The organism is Caballeronia insecticola (assembly GCF_000402035.1).
Lineage (GTDB): Bacteria > Pseudomonadota > Gammaproteobacteria > Burkholderiales > Burkholderiaceae > Caballeronia > Caballeronia insecticola.
On the sequence record NC_021287.1, the window covers coordinates 1356679 to 1379005 of the forward strand.

General features: G+C 63.2%; 18 protein-coding genes. 5 read left to right on the forward strand and 13 right to left on the reverse strand.

The genetic code is table 11. From position 1 onward, the window contains the following. Positions 1–186: 186 nt before the first annotated feature. The 10 genes from BRPE64_RS06335 to BRPE64_RS06380 form a co-directional block, all read right to left on the reverse strand. Positions 187–2067 (reverse strand): PhoH family protein, encoded by a 1881-nt coding sequence (locus tag BRPE64_RS06335; RefSeq protein WP_016345223.1) that lies wholly within the window; start codon positions 2065–2067, stop codon positions 187–189. 400 nt (positions 2068–2467) lie between these two features. Then, positions 2468–2929, reverse strand: coding sequence for a peroxiredoxin (locus BRPE64_RS06340; protein WP_016345225.1), 462 nt, complete (start codon positions 2927–2929; stop codon positions 2468–2470). 90 nt (positions 2930–3019) lie between these two features. After that, positions 3020–3916: a polysaccharide deacetylase family protein gene (locus tag BRPE64_RS32780; RefSeq protein WP_016345226.1), complete on the reverse strand. Its 897-nt coding sequence runs from the start codon at positions 3914–3916 to the stop codon at positions 3020–3022. 12 nt (positions 3917–3928) lie between these two features. Then, positions 3929–4975, reverse strand: coding sequence for a bifunctional UDP-4-keto-pentose/UDP-xylose synthase (locus BRPE64_RS32785; protein WP_016345227.1), 1047 nt, complete (start codon positions 4973–4975; stop codon positions 3929–3931). Further along, positions 4972–5958, reverse strand: coding sequence for a formyltransferase (locus tag BRPE64_RS06355; protein ID WP_016345228.1), 987 nt, complete (start codon positions 5956–5958; stop codon positions 4972–4974). Before BRPE64_RS06355 ends, BRPE64_RS32785 begins: the two co-directional genes overlap by 4 nt. Further along, the gene (locus tag BRPE64_RS06360; protein ID WP_044041310.1) at positions 5955–6992 is read right to left on the reverse strand and encodes a glycosyltransferase; all 1038 of its coding nucleotides are present in this window, start codon (positions 6990–6992) and stop codon (positions 5955–5957) included. The genes BRPE64_RS06355 and BRPE64_RS06360 overlap by 4 nt, the downstream gene beginning before the upstream one ends. Before the next feature lie 24 nt (positions 6993–7016). Beyond that, positions 7017–8186 (reverse strand): DegT/DnrJ/EryC1/StrS family aminotransferase, encoded by a 1170-nt coding sequence (locus tag BRPE64_RS06365; RefSeq protein WP_016345230.1) that lies wholly within the window; start codon positions 8184–8186, stop codon positions 7017–7019. A 79-nt stretch (positions 8187–8265) separates the two neighbouring features. Next, positions 8266–8637, reverse strand: a complete 372-nt coding sequence (locus BRPE64_RS06370; protein WP_016345231.1) for an SMR family transporter — start codon at positions 8635–8637, stop codon at positions 8266–8268. 97 nt (positions 8638–8734) lie between these two features. Beyond that, a complete protein-coding gene (locus tag BRPE64_RS06375) occupies positions 8735–10408 on the reverse strand; it encodes a glycosyltransferase family 39 protein (RefSeq protein ID WP_044042019.1) in 1674 nt (557 codons plus the stop codon). A gap of 343 nt (positions 10409–10751) precedes the next feature. Continuing rightward, a complete protein-coding gene (locus BRPE64_RS06380) occupies positions 10752–11126 on the reverse strand; it encodes an Mth938-like domain-containing protein (RefSeq protein ID WP_016345234.1) in 375 nt (124 codons plus the stop codon). Between the two features lie 456 nt (positions 11127–11582). Here BRPE64_RS06380 and BRPE64_RS06385 point away from each other — a divergent pair, with 456 nt between their 5' ends. The 4 genes from BRPE64_RS06385 to BRPE64_RS06400 all read left to right on the forward strand — a co-directional run bounded on the left by BRPE64_RS06385 (position 11583) and on the right by BRPE64_RS06400 (position 17443). After that, entirely contained in the window at positions 11583–12875 is a 1293-nt protein-coding gene (locus tag BRPE64_RS06385; RefSeq protein WP_084675757.1) for a pyridoxal phosphate-dependent aminotransferase, read from the forward strand. Positions 12876–12899: 24 nt separating this feature from the next. Then, positions 12900–14222: a homoserine dehydrogenase gene (locus BRPE64_RS06390; protein WP_016345236.1), complete on the forward strand. Its 1323-nt coding sequence runs from the start codon at positions 12900–12902 to the stop codon at positions 14220–14222. 15 nt (positions 14223–14237) lie between these two features. Continuing rightward, a complete protein-coding gene (gene thrC / locus BRPE64_RS06395) occupies positions 14238–15683 on the forward strand; it encodes a threonine synthase (protein WP_016345237.1) in 1446 nt (481 codons plus the stop codon). Positions 15684–15850: 167 nt separating this feature from the next. Then, positions 15851–17443 (forward strand): ABC-F family ATPase, encoded by a 1593-nt coding sequence (locus BRPE64_RS06400; protein WP_016345238.1) that lies wholly within the window; start codon positions 15851–15853, stop codon positions 17441–17443. A 66-nt stretch (positions 17444–17509) separates the two neighbouring features. Here the strand turns inward: BRPE64_RS06400 and BRPE64_RS06405 are convergent, their stop codons facing one another. From BRPE64_RS06405 to BRPE64_RS06415, 3 genes are all read right to left on the reverse strand, one after another. After that, positions 17510–17713 carry a DUF1289 domain-containing protein gene (locus BRPE64_RS06405; protein WP_044042020.1) on the reverse strand — a complete coding sequence of 68 codons (204 nt, stop codon included), beginning with the start codon at positions 17711–17713 and terminating at the stop codon, positions 17510–17512. A gap of 71 nt (positions 17714–17784) precedes the next feature. Next, on the reverse strand, positions 17785–18996 hold the full coding sequence (locus BRPE64_RS06410; RefSeq protein ID WP_016345240.1) for a phospholipase A: 1212 nt from the start codon (positions 18994–18996) through the stop codon (positions 17785–17787). Between the two features lie 196 nt (positions 18997–19192). Then, positions 19193–20527 carry an Nramp family divalent metal transporter gene (locus BRPE64_RS06415; RefSeq protein ID WP_051180310.1) on the reverse strand — a complete coding sequence of 445 codons (1335 nt, stop codon included), beginning with the start codon at positions 20525–20527 and terminating at the stop codon, positions 19193–19195. 627 nt (positions 20528–21154) lie between these two features. Here BRPE64_RS06415 and BRPE64_RS06420 point away from each other — a divergent pair. Further along, positions 21155–22267, forward strand: coding sequence for a polyamine ABC transporter substrate-binding protein (locus tag BRPE64_RS06420; protein WP_016345245.1), 1113 nt, complete (start codon positions 21155–21157; stop codon positions 22265–22267). Positions 22268–22327: the final 60 nt, after the last annotated feature.

Below are 22327 nucleotides of genomic sequence, written 5' to 3' on the forward strand. Positions count from 1 at the left end.
GAAATCTCGCCGGAGGAAGACAGGTGTGCCGATACTAGCCCGCCGAACGGGCGTGCCGCAAGATTTCCTGATGTTCTACATGAAGTTTCAGATTTAACTGTTGTCCGCGCGAAACGTTCAGACCAAATGGAAACGGCCCGGCGGATCGCTCCGCCGGGCCGTGATGCCAAAGAAAATGCCGCGCGCTTACAGAATGTCGGACGCGTAATCGGCGAGACGCGAACGTTCGCCGCGTGCGAGCGTTACGTGGCCGCTGTGCGTCCAACCCTTGAAGCGATCGACGACATACGTGAGGCCCGAGCTGCCTTCGGTCAGATAAGGCGTGTCGATCTGCGCGATATTGCCGAGACACACGATCTTCGTGCCCGGACCCGCGCGCGTAACGAGCGTTTTCATCTGCTTGGGCGTCAGGTTTTGCGCTTCGTCGATGATCACGTACTTGTCCACGAACGTGCGTCCGCGCATGAAGTTCATGCTCTTCACTTTCAGGCGCGAGCGGATCAACTCCTGCGTCGCGGCGCGGCCCCATTCGCCAGCGGCGTCGTCGGTTTTCTGGAGAACTTCGAGGTTGTCGTCGAAAGCGCCCATCCACGGCTGCATCTTCTCTTCCTCGGTGCCCGGCAGAAAGCCGATATCTTCACCGACCGGAACCGTCGCGCGCGTCACGATGATCTCGTTGTAGCGCTTGTCGTCGAGCACTTGCGCGAGGCCGGCGGCGAGCGCCATCAAGGTCTTGCCGGTGCCGGCCTGACCGAGCAGCGTGACGAAATCGACTTCCGGGTTCATCAGCAGGTTGAGCGCGAAGTTCTGCTCGCGGTTGCGCGCCGTGATGCCCCACACGTTGTTCTTGTGGTGGCCGTAGTCGCGCAGCGTCTGCAAAAGCGCCGTCTTGCCGTTCAGTTCGCGCACCACCGCGTGGAACGACGGCTCGCCGTTCTGCGGCTCCAGATAGACGAACTCGTTGACGAGCATCGACGGGCACAGCGGCCCGGTCACGCGGTAATACGTCGTGCCGGTCTTCGTGTCCTGCCAGCTTTCCATGCCCTTCGCATGCCGCGTCCAGAAGTCTTGCGGCAGCGCGCGCACGCCGGAGTAGAGCAGGTCCTTGTCTTCGAGAACCTGATCGTTGAAGTAGTCTTCGGCGGGCAGACCGAGCGCGTGCGCCTTGATGCGCATGTTGATGTCTTTCGACACCAGCACGACCTGACGATCCGGACGCTCTTTTTGCAGCGCCCGCACGACGCCGAGAATCTGGTTGTCCGCCTTGCCGACGGGCAATCCCTCGACCGGCTCGATGTCCGTGAGCGTGGTCTGGAAGTAGAGGCGGCCGAGGGCGTCGCGATTGCCTTGCGCGGCGAGCGGAATGCCTTCCGTCATCTTGGCGGCGTTGCCCGCGTGCGCGACGAGCGCATCCAGCGTGCGGCTCACCTGACGCGCATTGCGCGCCACTTCCGACATGCCCTTCTTGTGATTGTCGAGTTCTTCGAGCGTCATCATGGGGAGATAGACGTCGTGCTCCTCGAAGCGGAACAGCGAACTCGGATCGTGCATCAGCACGTTGGTGTCGAGCACGAAGAGCTTGCGCAGTTCGGCTTCGGCAGTTGTGCGCTGGCGGCGCTTGTTCTGGGTGCGCGTCTCGCGCGCGGGGGCCGGGGCGGGCGTCGTGGGTACGTCGGCGCGCTCCGTGCGCTCGCCACGAACGTCGACCTTTTTCGCTTCGACCTCGTCCGGCTTGGCGCGCGCGCCCGGCACCGGTTGCAAGAGCGCTGCGGTCTGTTTCGATTTTCGGCCGCGCGTGGGCACCGTGCCGGGCGCGGGCGGCGGGACGGCCGCGTCGGCGTGCGCTTCGGCGGGAATCTGGGTCAGCACGTCGCTCGCGATCGAGCGCAACGTGTGCGCGGCGTTCGCCGCAGGACGCCCGGCGGCCACGGTTTCGACCGCGCCATAGGCGTCGTCGTCACTGGCCGCGGCGGACTTTTTCGACTGTTTCGAAGGCCGGGCTTTGGCCTTGTACTCGTCGGACGGCAGGAGGTGGCCGAGTTTGGCCGGGGCGGTAGGCAAAGGCATGGTGTTCCCTCGAAAGGAATCGGGTCGTGTATCGTGCGCCGCCTGTCGCATCCTGCTCGTACGCCCTCGAAGCGATACGGATCCCGCAGTTTGCGCCCGGTGGCGCGCTTCATTGTCGAAAACGCCGGTTCGCCTAAGTTTCGATCTGCTCCTTGGGGGTTGCGTCTACGGGTCGTCCCGCGCGAGCCGGTCGAACGTGGCTTTTGCACGACGCCAAATAAAAAAGCCGCCGTTCCGACTACCGGAACCAGCGGCTGACTTCTGTCTCGGAGCACCTGCGCCGTACCGTCTCCGCGTAGCCCGGATCCATGCCGACCGCGCCGACAGGCGCCCGGCGGCTCGCGCTAAGAGAAAAGGGTTGAAGTAGACAGGCGCTCATTGCGAACCAATATAGCGTGCCTCAAATTGCTTGTACAGCCTCGACGATGGCCTCTACGTGGCCTGGCACCTTGACGCCGCGGAACTCGCGTTTGAGCACGCCTTTTGCGTCGATGAGAAAGGTCGAACGCTCGATGCCGCGCACTTCCTTGCCATACATTTTCTTCATTTTGATGACATCGAACGCCGCGCAGATGGCTTCGTCGGTGTCTGAAACCAGCGTGTAAGGCAACTCCAGCTTGGCCTTGAAGTTGTCGTGCGATTTCACGCTGTCGCGAGAGATGCCGATCACTTCCGCGCCGGCCGCCTTGAACTGGTCGTAGTGGTCGCGGAATTGCAGGCTTTCGGTGGTGCAGCCCGGCGTGTTGTCCTTCGGGTAGAAGAAAAGCACGACCTTTTTGCCGCGCAGGCTCGAAAGCGTGAACTCGCCACCCGTCGCGGGTGCGGTGAAGTCGGGAACGGGCTGGTCGACAGCGACTGACACGAAGTTTTCTCCGGTTGTTGTGGTGTGTCGGTGAGAAAGACGGTGTGACGGCGAGGCGGAGAAAACGCGCGCCTGCGCGGCGCGCGCGTTTCAGCCCGGCTGGACGATCAATTCGCCCGCGCGGCCGGGAATCTCGCCCCACGTGACAGGGTACGTGGGCAGCGTCGCCCGGTCCAGCGCGGCATGGTAGTCGCCCATCGTGGCGAAGCTGTGTCCCTGAGCGCGCCAGCCGGCGAGCAGTTGCTCGAATATCGGAGCGAGCTTCTGGCCCTCGAGCTCGGCGTGCAGCGTGAACACCTGATCGTGCGGATTGTCCGCCGTGCGACGCAGCAGATGCGCCGCCACGTTACTTTCGTCGACGCCGTCCACGCCCAGCACTTCGTCGAGCGTCGGCAGCGTGGTGGGCATCTGCACGTGGTTCAGCGTGCGGCCGTCGAGCACGGGGATGTACGGCGTGTGGCCGCGTCCATCCGAGGCGTAGCGCATGCCCCAGGCGTCGATCTGCTCGAACGCGTAGCCGTTCATCTGCCAGCCCGCGGCGCCGTGCGTGACGGGCGGCGCCCCGAAAATCTCGATGAAGCGCGCGTGACTCTGCTGCATCTGCGCGACGGTCCAGTCGCGATCGCGGGCGCGCACGTTGTCCTGCCAGTAGACGTGGTCCCACGTGTGGATGCCGCATTCGAAGCCGGCTTCGTGGATCGCGCGCATTTCGGACACGGCTTCGCGGCCGATGTCCGGTCCCGGCAAAAGCACCCCGTACATAAGCGTCTTCACGCCGTAATGCTCGACCACAGACGTGCGCGACACCTTCTTGAGAAAGCCCGGCCGGAAGACGCGCCGCAGCGCCCAGCCGGTGTGGTCCGGGCCCAAGCTGAAGAGGAACGTCGCGCGGGCGCCGTACTTGTCGAGCAGACGCCCGAGATTGGGGACGCCTTCGCGCGTGCCGCGCAGCGTATCGACGTCGATCTTGAGGACGATGCGGGCCACGCGCGCGCCTCTTTACGACTGCTCGACGAGCTTGCGGGCCTCGCCCACATGCGCGCGATACGCTTCGAAAATCTTGCGCAGCGCGTCGTCCATCGTGGCTTGCGGGGCCCAGCCGAGTTCCTGCATGGTGTTGTCGATCTTCGGCACGCGGTTCTGCACGTCCTGATAGCCCGCGCCGTAGTACGCGCCCGACGAAGTCTCGACGAGTTGCACCTGCTTCGCGCTTTGCGCGTACTCGGGGATCTGGTTGGCGAGCGTGAGCATCTTGTTGGCGAGCTCGCGCACCGAGAAGTTGTTCTTCGGATTGCCGATGTTATAGATCTTGCCCGACGCCACGCCGCCCTTGTTTTCGATGATCTTCATCAGCGCGCCGATGCCGTCGTCGATATCGGTGAACGCGCGCTTCTGCGCACCGCCGTCGACGAGACTGATGTTCTCGCCGCGCACGATATGGCCGAGGAACTGCGTCACCACGCGCGACGAACCTTCCTTCGGCGTGTAGATGGAATCCAGGCCCGGCCCGATCCAGTTGAACGGACGGAACAGCGTGAAGTTGAGGCCCTCCATGCCGTAGCCCCAGATTACGCGGTCCATCAGCTGCTTCGAGCACGCGTAGATCCAGCGCGGCTTGTTGATGGGACCGTAGGACAGCACGGAGTTTTCCGGGTCGAACTGCTCGTCGGTGCACATGCCGTACACCTCGGACGTCGACGGAAACACCAGATGCTTGCCGTACTTCACGGCCGAGCGCACGATCGGCAGGTTCGCTTCGAAGTCGAGTTCGAACACGCGCAGCGGCTGCTTCACGTAGGTCGCGGGCGTGGCGATGGCGACGAGCGGCAGGATCACGTCGCACTTCTTCACGTGATACTCGACCCACTCCTTGTTGATGGTGATGTCGCCTTCGAAGAAGTGCATCCGCTCGTGATTCGCGAGCTCGCCCAGGCGATCGGTTTGCATGTCCATCCCGAAGACTTCCCAGTCGGTCGTTTCGAGGATGCGCTTGGACAGGTGGTGGCCAATGAAGCCATTGACACCCAGGATCAGAACTTTTTTCATGAATGACGAGAGGATTGAATGATTCGGCCGAATTCGGCGGGATCGACGGGGCGCTCGTCGCCCACGGGTTGCGCGTCGGCACCGAGCGGCCGATGACGCAATTCGTGGATGGCGATGACACGGCCATCGCCGCAGACGCCAAACAGCGCATTATCCGTCACCCTTAGGCCCGGCGGCAAACTCCGCAGTTCGCGCAGCTTGTCGGGCGAAACGCCGGGCGCGCCCGTTTCGGGCACGAGACGCGCTCGCGCAACAATGAAACGCTCCGCGCCGATATCCGAAAACGCGCCCGGATAAGGCGGCGCCACGGCGCGAATCAGGTTGTAGACGCGCGCGCCCGGCTGCGTCCAGTCGATGCGGCCGTCTTCCGGCTTGCGTCCGCCGTAGTAGCTGCCGGCGGCGAGATCGTTGGGCAGATGGGGCGCCTCACCCGCCAGCAGCGCGGGCAGCACCCGCCAGAGCGTCTGCTCGGCAGCGACCACCGTTTTGTCGAACACGAGCGCGGCGGTGTCGTCGGGGAGGATCGGCACCGGCGTCTGCGCGAGGATCGCGCCCGCGTCGGGCTTGGCGGCCATCTCGTGCAAGGTCGCGCCGCTTTCGGTTTCGCCGTTGAGCACCGCCCAGTTGGTCGGCACGCGGCCGCGATACTTCGGCAGCAGCGAGCCGTGCATGTTGTACGCGCCGCGTTTCGCGAGCGCGAGCAGCGACACCGGCAGCATGTGCCGGTAATAGAACGAGAAGATGAAATCCGGCGCGATCTTCTCGACCGCGTCATACAGTTCGGGCGCTTTCGGATCAGCCGGCATGATCGTCTCGATGCCATGTTCCGCCGCGACCTGCGCGACGCTGCCGAACCAGATGTTCTCGCTCGCGCTGTCCTCGTGAGTGACGACGAGCGCGACATCGACGCCGCGCGCGAGCAGCACCTGCAGACAGCGCACCCCGACGTTGTGATACGCGAATACGACTGCGCGCGGCTTCATCGGCCGTTTTCCTCGCGCGTGACGGCCGCCACCTGTTGCACGGCTTCCTGAAGCGGCTTGGTCGCGATCGGCAGGCCGTCGCGTTGTTCGAGGATCGTCTGCACGAGATAGCGCGGCCGGGCGCGCACTTGCTGATAGATGCGCCCGATGTATTCGCCGAGCAGCCCCAGCGCGAAGATGATCACGCCGAGCATGAAGAACGTGATGGCGAAGAGGGTGAAGACACCCTGAACTTCCGCGCCGAACATGAAGCGGCGAATCAGCAGCAGCACGAACAGGCCCGCCGAGCCGACCGACAGAATCACGCCGATGAACGACAGCCATTGCAGCGGCACGACCGAGAAGCCGGTGACGAGGTCGAAGTTCAGGCGGATGAGGCTGTAGAGCGAATACTTCGATTCGCCCGCGAAGCGCTCTTCATGCGCGACGTCGACTTCGATCGGATTCTGCGCGAACGTGTACGCGAGCGCCGGAATGAACGTGTTGATTTCGCCGCAACGGTTGATCGTATCGATGATATGGCGGCTGTACGCGCGCAGCATGCAGCCTTGATCCGTCATGCGAATCTTGGTGATGCGCTCGCGCAGCCGGTTCATCGCGCGCGATGCTTTCTTGCGCCACAGACTGTCCTGGCGCTGCTGGCGAATCGTGCCGACGTAGTCGTAGCCTTCGCGCATCTTGGCGACGAGCTTGCCGATTTCCTCGGGCGGATTCTGCAGATCGGCATCGAGCGTGACGACGATATCGCCGCGCGATTGCTCGAAGCCCGCCAGGATCGCCATGTGCTGGCCGTAGTTACCGTTCAGCAGAATGACGCGCGTGGTGTCGGGCCGCACGTGGAATTGCTGCGCGAGGAGCGCGGCCGATTTGTCGCGGCTGCCGTCGTTGATGAAGATCACTTCATACGACGTGTCCAGCGCATCCAGCGCCGGATACAGGCGCTGGAAGAGGGCGGCGAGGCCGGCTTCCTCGTTGTAGACCGGGATGATCACCGAGAGCTCGGGCGACGTCGCCGGAAAATCCATATGACTCATGTTGCGCTGATCGTCCTTGCTGATTTATCCGTTGAGATTTTCGTTGCTGCCGAATTGCGTGCAGATGTCGTCGATCGATTCGACGACGTGCGCGACATCTTCCGCGCTCATGCCCGGAAAGAGCGGCAGCGTGACGTTCGTCGCGCCGTAACGTTCGGCATGCGGGAACATCCCTTCCTTGAAGCCGCGCGCGCGATACAGCGTGAACAGATGCAGCGCCGGGTAGTGCACGCCGCTGCCGACGCCGCGCGCCTTCAGTTGCTCCATGAATTCCGCGCGCGAGAGCGTGAGGCGTTCGAGCGGCAACGCGATCTGGAACATGTGCCAGTTGCTGTCCGTGAAATTGCGCGCCGGCAGACCCACGCCGAGCTTCACCGCGGCGCTGCCTTCGAACGCGTCGAAATACAGGCGCGCCAGCTCCCGGCGCTTTTCCGTGATGCTTTCCACGCGCCGCAGCGAACCGAGCCCGACGCGCGCCGCCACGTCGGTCAGGTTGTACTTGCCGCCGAGCACGTCGCAGTCCATGCCGTCGAAGCCCGTGCGCGTGATGCCTTGCAGACGATACTTGCGCGCGAGTTCGGCTTCGTCTTCGTTGTTCACGACGAGCGCACCGCCTTCGATCGACGTCACGTTCTTGTTCGCATGGAAACTGAACGACACGATGTCGCCGATCGCGCCGATGCGCTGGCCGCGCCAGCTCGCACCGAACGCCTGCGCGGCGTCTTCGATCACGCGCAGCTTGTGGGCGCGCGCGATCTCGTAGAGCCGGTCCATGTCGACGGGCAAGCCCGCGAGATACACCGGCATCAGCGCCTTCGTGCGCGGCGTGATGGCGCGCTCGAGCAGGTTCAGGTCGATGTTGCGCGTGACCGGGTCGATGTCGACGAACACCGGCGTCGCGCCCACTTCGAGAATGACGTTGGCGGTGGACACCCAGGTCATCGGCGTGGTGATGACTTCGTCGCCGGGGCCGACACCCGCGATCCGCAAGCCGATTTCCATCGTGCAGGTGCCGGAGTTGAACGCGCGCACCGGCCGTCCGCCGACGAACGCCGAGAGCTCCGCCTCGAACTGCTGATTCTGCGGACCGGTGGTGATCCAGCCGGAACGCAGCACGTCGACCACGCCCTGAATGGTTTCCTCGTCGATTTCAGGCTTCACGAAAGGCAGAAACGGCCGCGATGTTTGAGTCATGGACTATGCGAAAAAATGAATTGATCCGGTCGAACGTTCAGTCGCGCGATGTCAAGATAACGCGCGCATTCTGCATGAACTAGCCGCGCGCGAGTACCACGACGCCGACAAGGATGATGCCGATGCCCACGAGCCGCTGCATCGAAAGCACTTCGCCAAACAGATACCACGCCGCGAACGCGTTGACGACATAACCGAGCGAGAGCATCGGATAGGCGATCGACACTTCCACGCGCGAAAGCCCGACGATCCACACGACTACGCTCACCACATAACAGGCGAGCCCGCCGATGATCGGCCACTGCGTCGCGATCTTGATTCCGACCGGCAGAATGTTGGCGGGCGTCATGTCGAAATGGCCCACCGCATTCACGCCGGCTTTGAGCAGAAGCTGAGCGCACGCGTTCAACAATACGCCGATGACGATGCAAATGAAGGAAATCGGGTTCATCGCGCGTTTTTCAAATGCGAAACAAGGATACTCGGTTCATCTCGAAATGCCGAACGATCGTACGTTGCGGCACCGGCGCCGTGTGCAGTGAAATGGCTCACGGTTGCGGTTTCTCCACGATCACGCGGCGTTCGTCGCGCGCGATGATCTGCATCGGCACATGGCGCGCTGCGAGTTCGTCGTAGCGGGAAGGCGGCATCAGGGCCAGCGCGTTGCGCTCCGAATCCCAGAGTTTGATCCACTCGTCGATGCTCGGCACCCATTTTTGCGGCTCGGTATGCACGCCGAACGTCAGCTCGTCGGCTTCCTGGACCATGATCATCGTGTGATCGAGGTAGAACGGCATGGTGTGATCGAGCTTGGCGATCGAATAGAAGGGCGTGTCGGCCGGGAGCTTCGCCATCGCGGCCTTGACCGCCGGGACGAGTTTCACGCCGGAACTCTCGGTGCCGAACACGTCGTGGCCCGAGCCCGCGATCGTGCCGAGCAGGAGCCACGCGGCGCCCAGGGCCGCCGCGCCCGCCAGCACGCTGCGGCGGTTCAGCCACAGCCCGAACACGGTCACGGCGAACGCCACCGCGATGCCCGCCCAGACCCAGATCTGGAACTCGCGATACAGCGCATTGGGCGTATTGGCGCTGCCCGCGCGGCCGATGAAGATCGCGCCGAACGCCGCAGCGATCAGGAACACCGCGTAACCGATCAGATGCTTGCGGTACTGCGGCTTCGTGAGCGACGGCAAATAGAGCCCGATCACGAGCGCGAGCGCAGGCGCGATGGGCAGCACGTAGGAAATGAGCTTCGAATGCGAGGCGCTGAAAAACACGAAGATGAACGCCGACCAGACGAGCAGCAATGTGACTGGCGCGAAGCCGTTGGGCTGACGCGGCGTCTTGATGCCGTGCCACACGCTCTGCGCGGCGACCGAGAGCCACGGCAGAAAGCCCACGATCAGAACGGGCACGAAGTAGTAGAACGCGCCCGGACGATTCTGCTCGGGCGTGAGATAGCGCTTGAACTGCTGAACGATGAAGAAGAAGTTGAAGAACTCCGGATTCTTCATCTGCACGAGCACGAACCACGGCGCCGTCACGATCAGGAACACAATCAGGCCGCTGCCGATATAAAGCCGCTTCCAGAGCGCCCAGTCGCGCGCGACGAGCGAGTAGAGAACCAGCACCGCGCCGGGCAGAATCAGGCCCACCAGGCCTTTGGACAGCACTGCGGCGCCCATCCCGGCCCAGCACAGCCACATCCACAGGCGCACGTCGCGCGTCGGCAGGCCGGGGCGCTGCGCGAGCAGCAGGGCGCAGAGGGTCAGCTGCATCCAGAACGACAGGCCCATGTCGAGCGTGTTGAAGTGGCCCATCAGGTTCCAGTACGGGCAGGTCGCGAGGATGACCGCGGCCGCGAAGCCGGTCATCGCGTTGAAGACCCGTGTGCCCGTGTAACCGACGAGCAGCACGCCCATGAAGCCTGTGAGCGCCGTATAGAGCCGCGCCTGCCATTCGCCGATGCCGAACCACGCGAACGTAAGCGCGTTGGCCCAGGTTTGCAGCGGCGGCTTCTCGAAATACTTGTAGCCGTTGTAGCGGGGCGTGATCCAGTCGCCGGTCACGAACATCTCGCGCGCCATTTCGGCGTAACGGCCTTCGTCGCTCGGCACGAGATGGCGATAGCCCAGCGGCGCGAACCAGATGATCGCGAGCGCGAGTACGAGAAGAATGAGCGAAAGACGTGTGAGCGGTAGCCGCGAAGGCGTATCGTTCATGAAGTCGACCTGTCCGATGCCGCGATGCGCGGCGCTAGTGAAACGAATGGGCGGTGGTGCCGCGGCGCCACGGCGCTGCATGCGCAAATTCAGGCACGCATTTTCGGCGTGAGTTCACGAATCCCGGCTTGCGCCGCACCCGATCCGCCCGGTGAAGACGGAACGTCGGGCGGGAGTGTAGCGCACGCGAAGGCCTCAACTGTTAATTTGGCGCGAAGGCCACGCCAAGTCACGCGAAAGGCGCGTCGAACCGCGCCGGGGTTGGGGGCGGGCGGCGCCAAGTCTGGCAGCGATTCCTTAAATTTCCCTTAGCGTTCGTGGCGCGTTTTATCACCGTTGTTTTTCAGATTTCGATTAGCAGCGCCGCGGCAACGCGCCGGCCTTCGGACATCAGAATGTTGTAGGTGCGGCACGCGGCGCCGAAGTCCATCGTCTCGACGCCGATGCGGTGCCGGGCAAGCTGCGCCGTCAGACGCGGATGCGGAAAGCGCAGGCGCGCACCGCTGCCGAAAATGACGACTTCGGGCGCTGCCTCGACGAGCATCTCGAAATGTTCCGGCGCGAGCGCCTCGAACGACGACACCGGCCACGCCGTCACGGGCATCTGCGGCATGACGATCACGCTGCTTTCGTGCCTTTCGAGATTGATCGCCACGAAACCGTCTCCGTAGCTCGTAATGGTGTTGAGCGCGCTGTTGGAATCCTGATGAAGTTTCAAAACAGTGATCCGGCAAGAAATGGGAGAAAAGCGTGAGAAAGGCCCGATGTCCGCGGTGTGGCGGGAAAGCGTGCTTACCGCGCGCCGGCGCCGCGCTGCGGGCCGCCATTCGTGCGCGCCCGTTGCCCCACGGCCGCAGCCGGGCCGCGCGCCTTTGGTGCATTGCGGAACTGAGCCATAATCAGTAAATTATAACTTTTCGGCTGCCGGGCTTGCTCGGGCGCCGCCCGTCGCGCGCGCCGCCACAAGCCGCCTTCGCCACGCAATCCGGTCCGTCACGCCCGAGCCTTACCTGGCGCGGCGTCTGAAATGCATCGTTCGGCGCTCGGAACGAGCGCGCCGCCCGGGCGAACCGCCGCCGGGCTTCACCCCCGGTTTTCCAATGCAAGGCCCGTCTGCTGCCCGTGCGCCCAGGCCGGACGTCCGGAACACCGGGCCCTGAGCGATCATGAGCCGATCAAACTAGCCGATCAAACTCGCGACCAACTTCAAAGCCAAGAGCCGCCAGCCGTGAAACCGATTCTCAAATCCAACAAGCTGCAAAACGTCTGCTACGACATTCGCGGGCCCGTGCTCGAACACGCGAAGCGCCTCGAAGAGGAAGGCCATCGCATCATCAAGCTCAATATCGGCAATTTGGCGCCGTTCGGCTTCGAGGCGCCGGACGAGATCATTCAGGACATGATCCGCAATCTGCCGGGCAGTTCGGGCTATTCGGATTCGAAGGGCGTGTTCGCCGCGCGCAAGGCGATCATGCATTACACGCAGCAAAAGGGCGTGACGGGCGTCGAACTGGACGACATCTACATCGGCAACGGCGCGTCGGAACTCATCGTCATGGCGATGCAGGCCTTGCTCAACGACGGCGACGAAGTGCTCCTGCCCGCGCCCGACTATCCGCTCTGGACGGCTGCGGTGAGCCTGTCGTCCGGCACGCCGCGCCATTACATGTGCGACGAGAGCAACGGCTGGATGCCCGATCTCGACGACATCCGCGCGAAGATCACGCCCAACACGAAGGCGCTCGTCGTCATCAACCCGAACAATCCGACCGGCGCGCTGTATTCGGACGAATTGCTGCTCGATCTGATTTCGATCGCGCGCGAGCACGGCTTGATCATTTTCGCGGACGAGGTCTACGACAAGATCATCTACGACGGCATGACGCATACGTCGATGGCCGCGCTCTCCGAAGACGTGATCACCGTCACGTTCAACAGTTTGTCGAAGAGCTATCGTTCGTGCGGTTATCGGGCGGGCTGGATGGCCATTTCCGGTCTGATCGAAGAGAATCGCCGGCGCGCGAAGGATTATCTCGAAGGCCTCGGCATTCTGGCCTCGATGCGCCTGTGCCCGAACGTGCCCGGCCAGTACGCGATCCAGACGGCGCTGGGCGGCTATCAGAGCATCAATGACCTGATCTTGCCGGGCGGACGGCTCTTCAAGCAGCGCGAACTCGCCTACGACATGCTCACGGCCATTCCGGGCGTGAGCTGCGTGAAGCCGCAAGCCGCGCTGTACATGTTCCCGAAGCTCGATCCGAAGATGTACCCGATCCAGGACGACCAGCAGTTCATCACCGACCTGCTGCTCGAGGAGCGCGTGCTGCTCGTGCAGGGTACGGGCTTCAACTGGCCGACGCCGGATCACTTCCGCGTGGTCTTCCTGCCGAACGTCGACGATCTCGCGGATTCGATCAACCGCATCGCGCGCTTCCTCGACGGCTATCGCAAACGGCATTTCGCTTAATTTCTCTTTAAAGACTCGCGCTGCATGGAACCGATCAAAGTAGGACTCTTGGGCTTCGGCACGGTCGGCAGCGGCACCTTCACGGTGCTGCGCCGGAACCAGTCAGAAATCAAACGCCGGGCGGGCCGCGGCATCGAAATCGCGCGCGTCGCGGTGCGCACGCCGGCCAAGGCCGAAGCGGCCGCGAACCAGGGCATCGCGGTGACGGACGACTTCAACGCGGTCGTCGACGATCCTTCCATCGATATCGTCTGCGAAATGATCGGCGGCACGGGTCTCGCGCGCGAACTCGTGCTGCGCGCGATCGCGAACGGCAAGCACGTCGTGACGGCCAACAAGGCGCTGCTCGCCGTGCACGGCACGGAGATTTTCGAAGCCGCCCGCGCGAAAGGCGTGATGGTCGCGTTCGAGGCGGCGGTGGCGGGCGGCATTCCGATCATCAAGGCGCTGCGCGAAGGGCTGACCGCGAATCGCATTGAATACATCGCGGGCATCATCAACGGCACGACGAACTACATTCTCTCGGAGATGCGCGACCGCGGCCTCGACTTCGCGACGGCGCTCAAAGCCGCGCAGGAGCTGGGCTACGCTGAAGCCGACCCGACCTTCGACATCGAAGGCGTGGACGCCGCGCACAAGGTCACGATCATGAGCGCGATCGCGTTCGGCGTGCCGGTGCAGTTCGACCGCGCGTACGTGGAAGGCATCAGCAAGCTCGCGGCCATCGATATCCGCTACGCGGAGGATCTCGGCTATCGCATCAAGCTCCTGGGCATCGCGCGGCGCACGGAGAAGGGCATCGAGTTGCGCACGCATCCGACGCTGATTCCCGCGAAACGCCTGCTCGCGAACGTCGAAGGCGCGATGAACGCGGTCGTCGTGCACGGCGACGCGGTCGGCACCACGCTGTACTACGGCAAGGGCGCGGGCGCGGAGCCTACCGCTTCCGCCGTGGTCGCCGATCTCGTCGACGTGACGCGCCTGCACACGGCCGACCCGGAGCATCGCGTGCCGCATCTGGCGTTTCAGCCGGACAGCCTGTCGAACACGCCGATCCTGCCGATCGAGGAAGTGACGAGCGGCTACTACCTGCGCCTGCGCGTCGCTGACGTGACGGGCGTGCTCGCGAACATCACGCGCATTCTCGCCAACAAGGCCATTTCCATCGATGCCTTGCTGCAGAAAGAGTCGGAGGAAGTCGATGGCGCCAACAAGGGCGAAACGGACATCATCCTCATCACACACGAGACGCTGGAAAAGGACGTGAACGCGGCGATCGCCGAGATCGAGGCGCTGTCCACGGTGGTCTCGAAGGTGACGAAGCTGCGCATGGAAGGTCTCAATTAAGGGCAAGGACGCACGATGAACTACATCTCGACGCGCGGCGCCGGCTCGAACGAGCGCCACACGTTTTTCGACATTCTTCTGGGCGGGCTGGCCAAAGACGGCGGCCTGTATCTGCCGGCGGACTATCCGCGCGTATCGGCCGATGAACTCGCGCGCTGGCGCACGCTGTCGTACGCGGATCTCGCATTCGAAGTGCTGTCCAAGTTCAGCGACGACATCCCGGCCGAAGACCTGCGCTCGCTCACGCGCAAGACCTACACCGCGCAGGTGTACAGCAACGTGCGCCACGAAGAGAGCGCCGTGCAGATCACGCCATTGAAGACGCTCGGCGAAGAGAACGGCACGACGATCTCGCTGCTGGAACTCTCGAACGGCCCGACGCTCGCCTTCAAGGACATGGCGATGCAACTGCTCGGCAATCTGTTCGAGTACGCGCTGGCGAAGCACGGCGAGACGCTGAACATTCTCGGTGCCACTTCCGGCGACACCGGCAGTGCCGCCGAGTACGCAATGCGCGGCAAGGCCGGCGTGCGCGTGTTCATGCTGTCGCCGCACAAGAAGATGAGCGCGTTCCAGACCGCGCAGATGTTCTCGCTGCAGGACCCGAACATCTTCAATCTGGCGGTCGAGGGCAACTTCGACAACTGCCAGGACATCGTGAAGGCGGTATCGAACGATCACGCGTTCAAGGCTGCGCACAAGATCGGCACGGTCAATTCGATCAACTGGGCGCGCGTGGTGGCGCAGGTCGTGTACTACTTCAAGGGCTATTTCGCTGCGACGCAAAGCAACGACGAACGCGTGTCGTTTACCGTGCCGTCCGGCAACTTCGGCAACGTGTGCGCGGGGCATATCGCGCGCATGATGGGCTTGCCGATCGATCAGCTCGTCGTCGCGACGAACGAGAACGACGTGCTCGACGAGTTCTTCAAGACCGGCGTGTATCGCGTGCGCGGTGCGGCGGAGACGTATCACACCACGTCGCCGAGCATGGATATTTCGAAGGCATCGAATTTCGAGCGCTTCGTGTACGACCTGCTCGGCCGCGATCCGGCGCGCGTGCTGCAACTGTTCCGCGATGTAGAGGAGAAGGGCGGTTTCGATCTGGCGGCGAGCGGCGATTACGCGCGCGTGAAGGAGTTCGGTTTCGTGTCGGGCAAGAGCGATCACGACGACCGCGTGAACACCATCCGCGACGTGTTCGAGCGTTATCACACGATGATCGACACTCACACGGCGGACGGCGTGAAGGTCGCGCGCGAAAACCTGAAACCCGGCGTGCCGATGATCGTTCTCGAAACCGCGCAGCCGATCAAGTTCGGCGAGACGATCCGCGAGGCGCTCCATCGGGAACCGGAACGTCCGGCGGCCTTTGTCGGACTGGAAAAGTTGCCGCAGCGATTCGACGTCGTGCCGGCGGACACCGCCGTGGTCAAGGCCTTCATCGCCGAGCGCACGTAGCGCACGAAACGCGCGAGCGGGTTTCATCCGAAGAGAAACGGGGCGCGGCTCGAAAAGCCGCGCCCCGTTGCGTTTGGCCGGCCACTGGAACGCCCGCAGCCTCAAATGCCGCCAATTTCTGCTAAAATCTCAGGTTTTTCGTCGTACCCCATTCAAAAGGACGCGCCGTGCTGTCTACCGCCAATATCACCATGCAATTCGGGCCCAAGCCCCTTTTCGAGAACATCTCGGTCAAGTTCGGCGAAGGAAACCGCTATGGACTGATCGGCGCGAACGGCTGCGGCAAGTCGACCTTCATGAAGATCCTGGGCGGCGACCTCGAGCCCAGCTCGGGCAACGTGATGCTCGAGCCGAACGTGCGTCTCGGCAAATTGCGTCAGGACCAGTTCGCGTACGAAGACATGCGCGTGCTCGACGTGGTCATGATGGGCCACACGGAAATGTGGGCCGCGATGACCGAGCGCGACGCGATCTACGCCAACCCCGACGCCACCGACGACGACTACATGCGCGCCGCGGATCTCGAAGCGAAGTTCGCCGAATACGACGGCTACACGGCCGAAGCGCGCGCGGGCGAACTGCTGCTGGGCATCGGCATCGACATCAACGACCACAACGGTCCGATGAGCAACGTCGCGCCCGGCTGGAAGCTGCGCGTGCTGCTCGCGCAGGCGCTGTTCTCGAAGCCCGACGTGCTCCTGCTCGACGAGCCGACCAACAACCTCGACATCAACTCGATCCGTTGGCTCGAAAACGTGCTGAACGAGTACAACTCGACGATGATCATCATCTCGCACGATCGACACTTCCTGAACCAGGTCTGCACGCACATGGCGGACATGGACTACGGCACGCTGAAGGTGTGGCCGGGCAACTACGACGACTACATGCTGGCGTCCACGCAGGCGCGCGAGCGTCAGCAGGCCGCCAACCAGAAGGCCAAGGAGCGCGTGGCCGACCTGCAGGACTTCGTGCGCCGCTTCTCGGCCAACAAGTCGAAGGCGCGTCAGGCGACCAGCCGTCTCAAGATGATCGACAAGATCAAGATCGAGGAATTCAAGCCGTCGTCGCGGCAGAATCCGTTTATCCGCTTCGAGTACGAAAAGAAGCTGCATAACATCGCCGTGGTCGCGGAAGGCATCACGAAGAAGTACGACCGCACGATCTTCCAGAACTTCAGTCTGAGCGTGCAGCCGGGCGAGCGCATTGCGATCATCGGCGAGAACGGCGCGGGCAAGACGACGCTGCTCAAATCGCTCAAGGGCGCGCTCGATCTCGACGGCGGCCGTGTGAAGTGGGCGGAAAATGCCAACATCGGCTACATGCCGCAGGACACGTACGAAGAGTTTCCGAAGGACGAAACGCTGACCGAGTGGATCGATCAATACCGCAAGGAAGGCGACGACGAGCAAATGATGCGCGGCACGCTCGGCCGCCTGCTGTTCAATGCCGACGACATCAAGAAGAACGTGAAGGTGCTGTCCGGCGGCGAGAAGGGCCGCATGATCTGGGGCAAGCTGATGCTCGGCCGCCACAACGTTTTGCTGATGGACGAGCCGACCAATCACATGGACATGGAATCGATCGAATCGCTGCAGATCGCGCTCGACAAGTTCGAAGGCACGCTGATTTTCGTGTCGCACGATCGCGAGTTCGTGAGCGGGCTGGCAGATCGGATCATCGAAGTGAAAACCGATGGCACGCTGCGCGACTTCGGCGGGAATTACGAAGACTTCTTGTCGAGCCAAGGGATTCAGTAAGCCCCGGCTTCTCGCATCGTTTGAAAAAACGGCCCGTTTCGAAAGAACGGGCCGTTTTTTTATGGCTTACAGGCGGTCGTTCCGAAACCGCATCGCCGTGCCTTCGCGCCGGATGCGCTCCCAGATCGCGCGCTTTTCCTCGTCGTTGAGGAACACCCAGTTGGAGACTTCGCCGGCCGTGCGGCCGCAGCCCTTGCAGACTTCGTCGAAGAGCGTGGAACAAACGCCGATGCAAGGGCTATCCGGCAGGTCGTGAAGATTCGAGGACATGGGCAAACTCTTGACCGCGCTGTCGCCGCGAAAAAAGGGCGACAACGCAATGGTCGATTCGTAAAAAAAGCTCAGCGGGCGATACTGTAGCCTATTCGCGCGATCCAGTGATGTCGCTGGTTGTAATCGAGGATATCCTCGCCGTAACCGTTGAAATAGCTCGCGAACAGATAACCGCCCCACGCGCTGCCGACGAGTTTCGCCAACGGATAAGTCAGTTGCGACTCGACGCTGCCGTACCAGTGCTTCGTGCCCTTGCGCAGCGTGGTCGCGAGTTGCCAGCCGTCCGGGCTGCCGTACTTCACGAGGAAATCCACATAGCCGCGATAGTCGGCGATATCCTGGTTGCCGCTCTTCGACAGGTAGTAGTAGAACTTCGGCGAGAGCGTCAGGTGATTGCCGTTCAGGTTGCCGAAATCCCACGTCGGGCGCACGAACAAAATATTGATCGCGCGCGATTCGTCGCCGCTCTTGCCGTTCGACTCGTGCCCGATGCCCGCCGCCACGCCCATGCGCGTGAACAACGGACTCTTCACGCCCGTGTCCTCCACGTAATAAAACAGCTGCGGCTGAAAGCTGATGTCGCGAAACGGCACGGACTCGGCAGACAAATTCCAGATGGCCGTTTGCGTATAGCCGAAGTACAGGTTGTCGAGGAAGCCGCGCGAGCGTGGATCGTCGGGCAGATGCAGCCGGTACTTGAAGCTGAACTGAAACTTGGCGAGGTTGTCGCCGTTCTTGCCGTCGGCGAAGTAGGTCGGCTCGAAGGTCGAGAAGCGGCCCGAGAGCATTGTGTCCTGCGAGGTCGTCGGCACGGCCGCGGTATTCGCGGCGGCGGTCGCCGTGGCGAGCTGCGCGGGCGTCGTGGCCTGCGTTTCTCGGCGCTCCGCGGCGGCGACCTGCGTCTGGCTCTCGCCACGGTTCAGCGTGACGAGCATCGGCGATGTATCGAATCCGACCGGGTCGATCTTGATGATGCCTCGCGCCGACTCGGGCCACGGCGCGGTAAAGCGCACACGACGATACTGGCCCGGCGCGAGACGCAGACGGTCCGGCACGCGCGGATCGCGCGCGAGCGTGATCGGCGCGGGCGGCAGATCGCCGTTGGTCAGTTTGACGGTCAGTTGCTTCGGCACGTCGATGGTGAGCGGCTTGGCATCGTCGTCGGTGTAGAGCAGCGTCAGTTCAAGAGGCTGCGCGGCGGCCGCTTCGCGCGCGGGTTGCAGAACGGCGACGGTTGCATGGGCGCCACCGCTCAGGGTCGAAGTCAGAGTAAGCGCCATGAGCGCGATGGAGCGCACTCGGGCGCGGCTCCGCGTTGGGCGAAAAGCCATGTAGTTAGGGTCCTGGAGGTCGCCCGGCAAGCTCGGTTGAAGCCGGCGTGCAGCGGCTGCGGGTCAGTCGGTCAGCTTATTGTACGAATCGTACGCGGGTAGCAATCGCGATGCCTGCTCCAGAAAAACATTTCTCGTGGGCCACTCAGCTTGAGAACACCGCCTGCCACAACATCGCCCCGTTCAACGCGACGATGATCCCCGCGCACCCCCATGCCAGCGCGAGCGGCACGCGCGCGACGCGCCAGCGACCCATCAGCGCGGCGTCGGAGGCGAAGCGCACGAGCGGAATCACGGCGAGCGGCAATTGCAGGCTCAACACGACCTGCGTCGCGACCAGCAAAGTATTCGAGCCGTGCTGACCGAATGCCGCGACCGCAACGAGCGCCGGTCCGATCGCGAGGCCGCGCGTCAGGAGCGCGCGGGCCCAGCGCGCCATCTTCAGGCGCAGGAAGCCTTCCATCACGGCCTGACCGGCGAGCGTGCCGGTGACCGTCGCGTTCAGCCCGCAGGCGAGCAGGGCGACAGCGAACACGACGCCCGCCCAGTGGCTCCCGACGAGCGGCGCGATCAGACGGTGCGCATCGGCGAGATCGTCGACATCGAAATGGCCACTCGCGTGAAATACCGCCGCCGCGACAATCAACAACGACGCATTGACGACGAACGCCAGCGACAGCGACGCGAACGTGTCGATGTTGACGCCCGTGAGCGCGCGCTCGACGGTCGAATCGTCGCGGGCGGGCGCGTGCTCCTTGACGAGCGCGGAGTGCAGGTAGAGGTTGTGCGGCATCACGGTTGCGCCGAGCACGCCGGCGGCGAGCCACAGCATGCCGGCATCGCGCAGGAGTTCGCGCGACGGCGCGAGACCGCGCAGCGCGTTGCTCCAGACCGGGTGCGCGAGCGCGAGTTCGACGACGAAGCAGAAGCTCACGAACAGAATCAGCGCCGTCACGGCGCGTTGCAGCGGCCGCCTGCCGCGGCTTTGGAGGGCGAGCATCGCGAATGTGCCGACCGCCGAGCACAGCACGCCGGCGGTAAGCGAGAGGCCGAAGAGCATCTGCAAGGCGACCGCGCTGCCGACGACTTCCGCGACGTCGCACGCGATGATCGCGATTTCGCACGCGATCCACAGCACGAGCGTCGTGCGCCGGCTGTAGCGTTCGCGGCACAACTGCGCGAGATCGCGGCCCGTGACGACGCCCACGCGCGAGGCGATCCATTGCAACAGCATGCCCATCAGGCTCGCCAGCAGTACGACGAAGAGCAGCGAATACCCGTAACGCGCGCCGCTGGCGAGCGCGGTCGCCCAGTTGCCCGGGTCCATATAGCCCACGGCGACGAGCGCGCCCGCGCCGGCGAACGAATACCAGCGTCCGCGCGGATGCGGCGTTCGTGGTCCCCCGTCCCGGCTTGCCGCGGGCTGAGTGTCGGAATTCCCGGCGGACAGCTGGGCAAGCACGGAGGGATTGGTATTCATGCGGGAGCGGCCTCGAATAGCGGGGCAACGAGCGGCGTCATGGGTGGTATACGCGTGCGTTGCGGTTCAGGATGCGCTGCATTTCGCGACGCAAGTCGAATTGGCTCGCAACAACTGTTCCGCTGGCTATTCGTCAGACTCGGGCGCCCGATTGCATGGGTTGTCGCTAGCGCGCCGGCGTCCATCTCCGGGCCGGCAAGGCGCGGACAGACGACGGTCGCGACCGCATGCGGGCAGCCGATCACGAATAATGACATTTCGTCGCCCCGGCGCGCGGGCGAATCACTGCGGCGAGTGTGGTTTTAAGACGTCCCGCACGCGCTGAATAGGGGCTAAAATGCGCGCTCTCTCCAAGCGCCCGGGAACGCACCGAAGCGCCTGGGAAACGCGCTTCATGCCCGCGCGGCGCGCCTTTCGCACAGCCTGGCGTAGCGGCGTGTACATTTTGCGCGACAAGCGGCGCCGGGATTTTTGTCGCGCTGCGTTTAATGGTAGTTTTCGGGGTTTTGAAGGGCGTCGCGGACCCGTATCAGACGATCGGACGATCGGACAATGAGAGGCCGACGGGACAATCGCCGGGTTCGCGCGACACGACGCCGTGACAAGTCGGAACAAGGGAGAATCGAGATGAACGAGAAACTGGCGGGCCGCGTGGCCAAGCTGGCAGGCACTCTGGCATGCGCCGCGATGTTGACTCCGCTCGCAGCGTCCGCGAAGGACACGCAGTTGAACGTGTACAACTGGTCGGACTACATCGCCAAGGACACGATTCCCAACTTCACCAAGCAGACCGGCGTCAAGGTGAAGTACGACAATTACGACAGCGACGACACCCTTCAAGCCAAGCTGCTCACCGGCAACTCGGGCTACGACATCGTCGTGCCGACCAGCAACTACGCAGGCAAGCAGATCGCGGCCAACATCTTCGCGCCGCTCGACAAGTCGAAACTGCCGAACCTGAAATATCTCGATCCCGACCTGATGAAGCTCGTCGAGGGCGCGGATCCGGGCAACAAGTACAGCGTGCCCTGGGCGTACGGCACGACCGGCCTCGGCTATAACGTCGACAAGGCCAAGAAGATTCTCGGCAACGTCGAGCTCAATAACTGGGACATTCTTTTCAAGCCCGAGAACATCTCGAAGCTGAAGGCATGCGGCGTGTCGGTGCTCGACGCGCCCGACCAGATGTTCGCCGCCGCGCTTCATTACCTCGGCAAAGATCCGATGAGCACGAATCCCGCCGACTATCGCGAGGCGCTCGCGATGCTCAAGAAAATCCGTCCGTACATCACGCAGTTCAACTCGTCCGGCTATATCAACGACATGGTCGGCGGCGATATCTGCTTCGCCTACGGCTGGTCGGGCGATGTCGTGATCGCGAAGCACCGTGCGGTCGAAGCGAAGAAGCCGTTCAAGATCGAGTATTACATTCCGAAGGGCGGCGCGCCGGTCTGGTTCGACGTGATGGCCATCCCGAAGGACGCGAAGAACAAGGACGCCGCACACGAGTGGATCAACTACATCGAGACGCCGCAGGTTCACGCGGCGATCACGAACGCGGTGTACTACCCGAGCGCGAACCTCGAAGCGCGCAAGTATGTCGACAAGGACGTGGCGAACGATCCGGCTGTGTATCCGCCACAGGACGTCATCAAGACGCTGTTCCTGCTGAAGCCGCTGCCGCCGGAAATCCAGCGTCTGCAGACGCGGCTCTGGACCGAGTTCAAGTCCGGCCGATGATGTTCCAAAGCCGGTTATTCTTTTGAATCGACGAAGCCCTCGGACCTCCGGGGGCTTTGT

Bases quoted from the DNA above. Each gene is read 5' to 3' on its own strand.
- BRPE64_RS06360 (WP_044041310.1), bottom strand. From the start codon at position 6,992: ATGAGTCATATGGATTTTCCGGCGACGTCGCCCGAGCTCTCGGTGATC.
- BRPE64_RS06420 (WP_016345245.1), top strand. From the start codon at position 21,155: ATGAACGAGAAACTGGCGGGCCGCGTGGCCAAGCTGGCAGGCACTCTG.
- BRPE64_RS32785 (WP_016345227.1), bottom strand. From the start codon at position 4,975: ATGAAAAAAGTTCTGATCCTGGGTGTCAATGGCTTCATTGGCCACCAC.
- BRPE64_RS06405 (WP_044042020.1), bottom strand. From the start codon at position 17,713: ATGTCCTCGAATCTTCACGACCTGCCGGATAGCCCTTGCATCGGCGTT.
- thrC (WP_016345237.1), top strand. From the start codon at position 14,238: ATGAACTACATCTCGACGCGCGGCGCCGGCTCGAACGAGCGCCACACG.
- BRPE64_RS06370 (WP_016345231.1), bottom strand. From the start codon at position 8,637: ATGAACCCGATTTCCTTCATTTGCATCGTCATCGGCGTATTGTTGAAC.
- BRPE64_RS06355 (WP_016345228.1), bottom strand. From the start codon at position 5,958: ATGAAGCCGCGCGCAGTCGTATTCGCGTATCACAACGTCGGGGTGCGC.
- BRPE64_RS06375 (WP_044042019.1), bottom strand. From the start codon at position 10,408: ATGAACGATACGCCTTCGCGGCTACCGCTCACACGTCTTTCGCTCATT.
- BRPE64_RS06365 (WP_016345230.1), bottom strand. From the start codon at position 8,186: ATGACTCAAACATCGCGGCCGTTTCTGCCTTTCGTGAAGCCTGAAATC.
- BRPE64_RS06415 (WP_051180310.1), bottom strand. From the start codon at position 20,527: ATGAATACCAATCCCTCCGTGCTTGCCCAGCTGTCCGCCGGGAATTCC.
- BRPE64_RS06335 (WP_016345223.1), bottom strand. From the start codon at position 2,067: ATGCCTTTGCCTACCGCCCCGGCCAAACTCGGCCACCTCCTGCCGTCC.
- BRPE64_RS06410 (WP_016345240.1), bottom strand. From the start codon at position 18,996: ATGGCGCTTACTCTGACTTCGACCCTGAGCGGTGGCGCCCATGCAACC.
- BRPE64_RS06390 (WP_016345236.1), top strand. From the start codon at position 12,900: ATGGAACCGATCAAAGTAGGACTCTTGGGCTTCGGCACGGTCGGCAGC.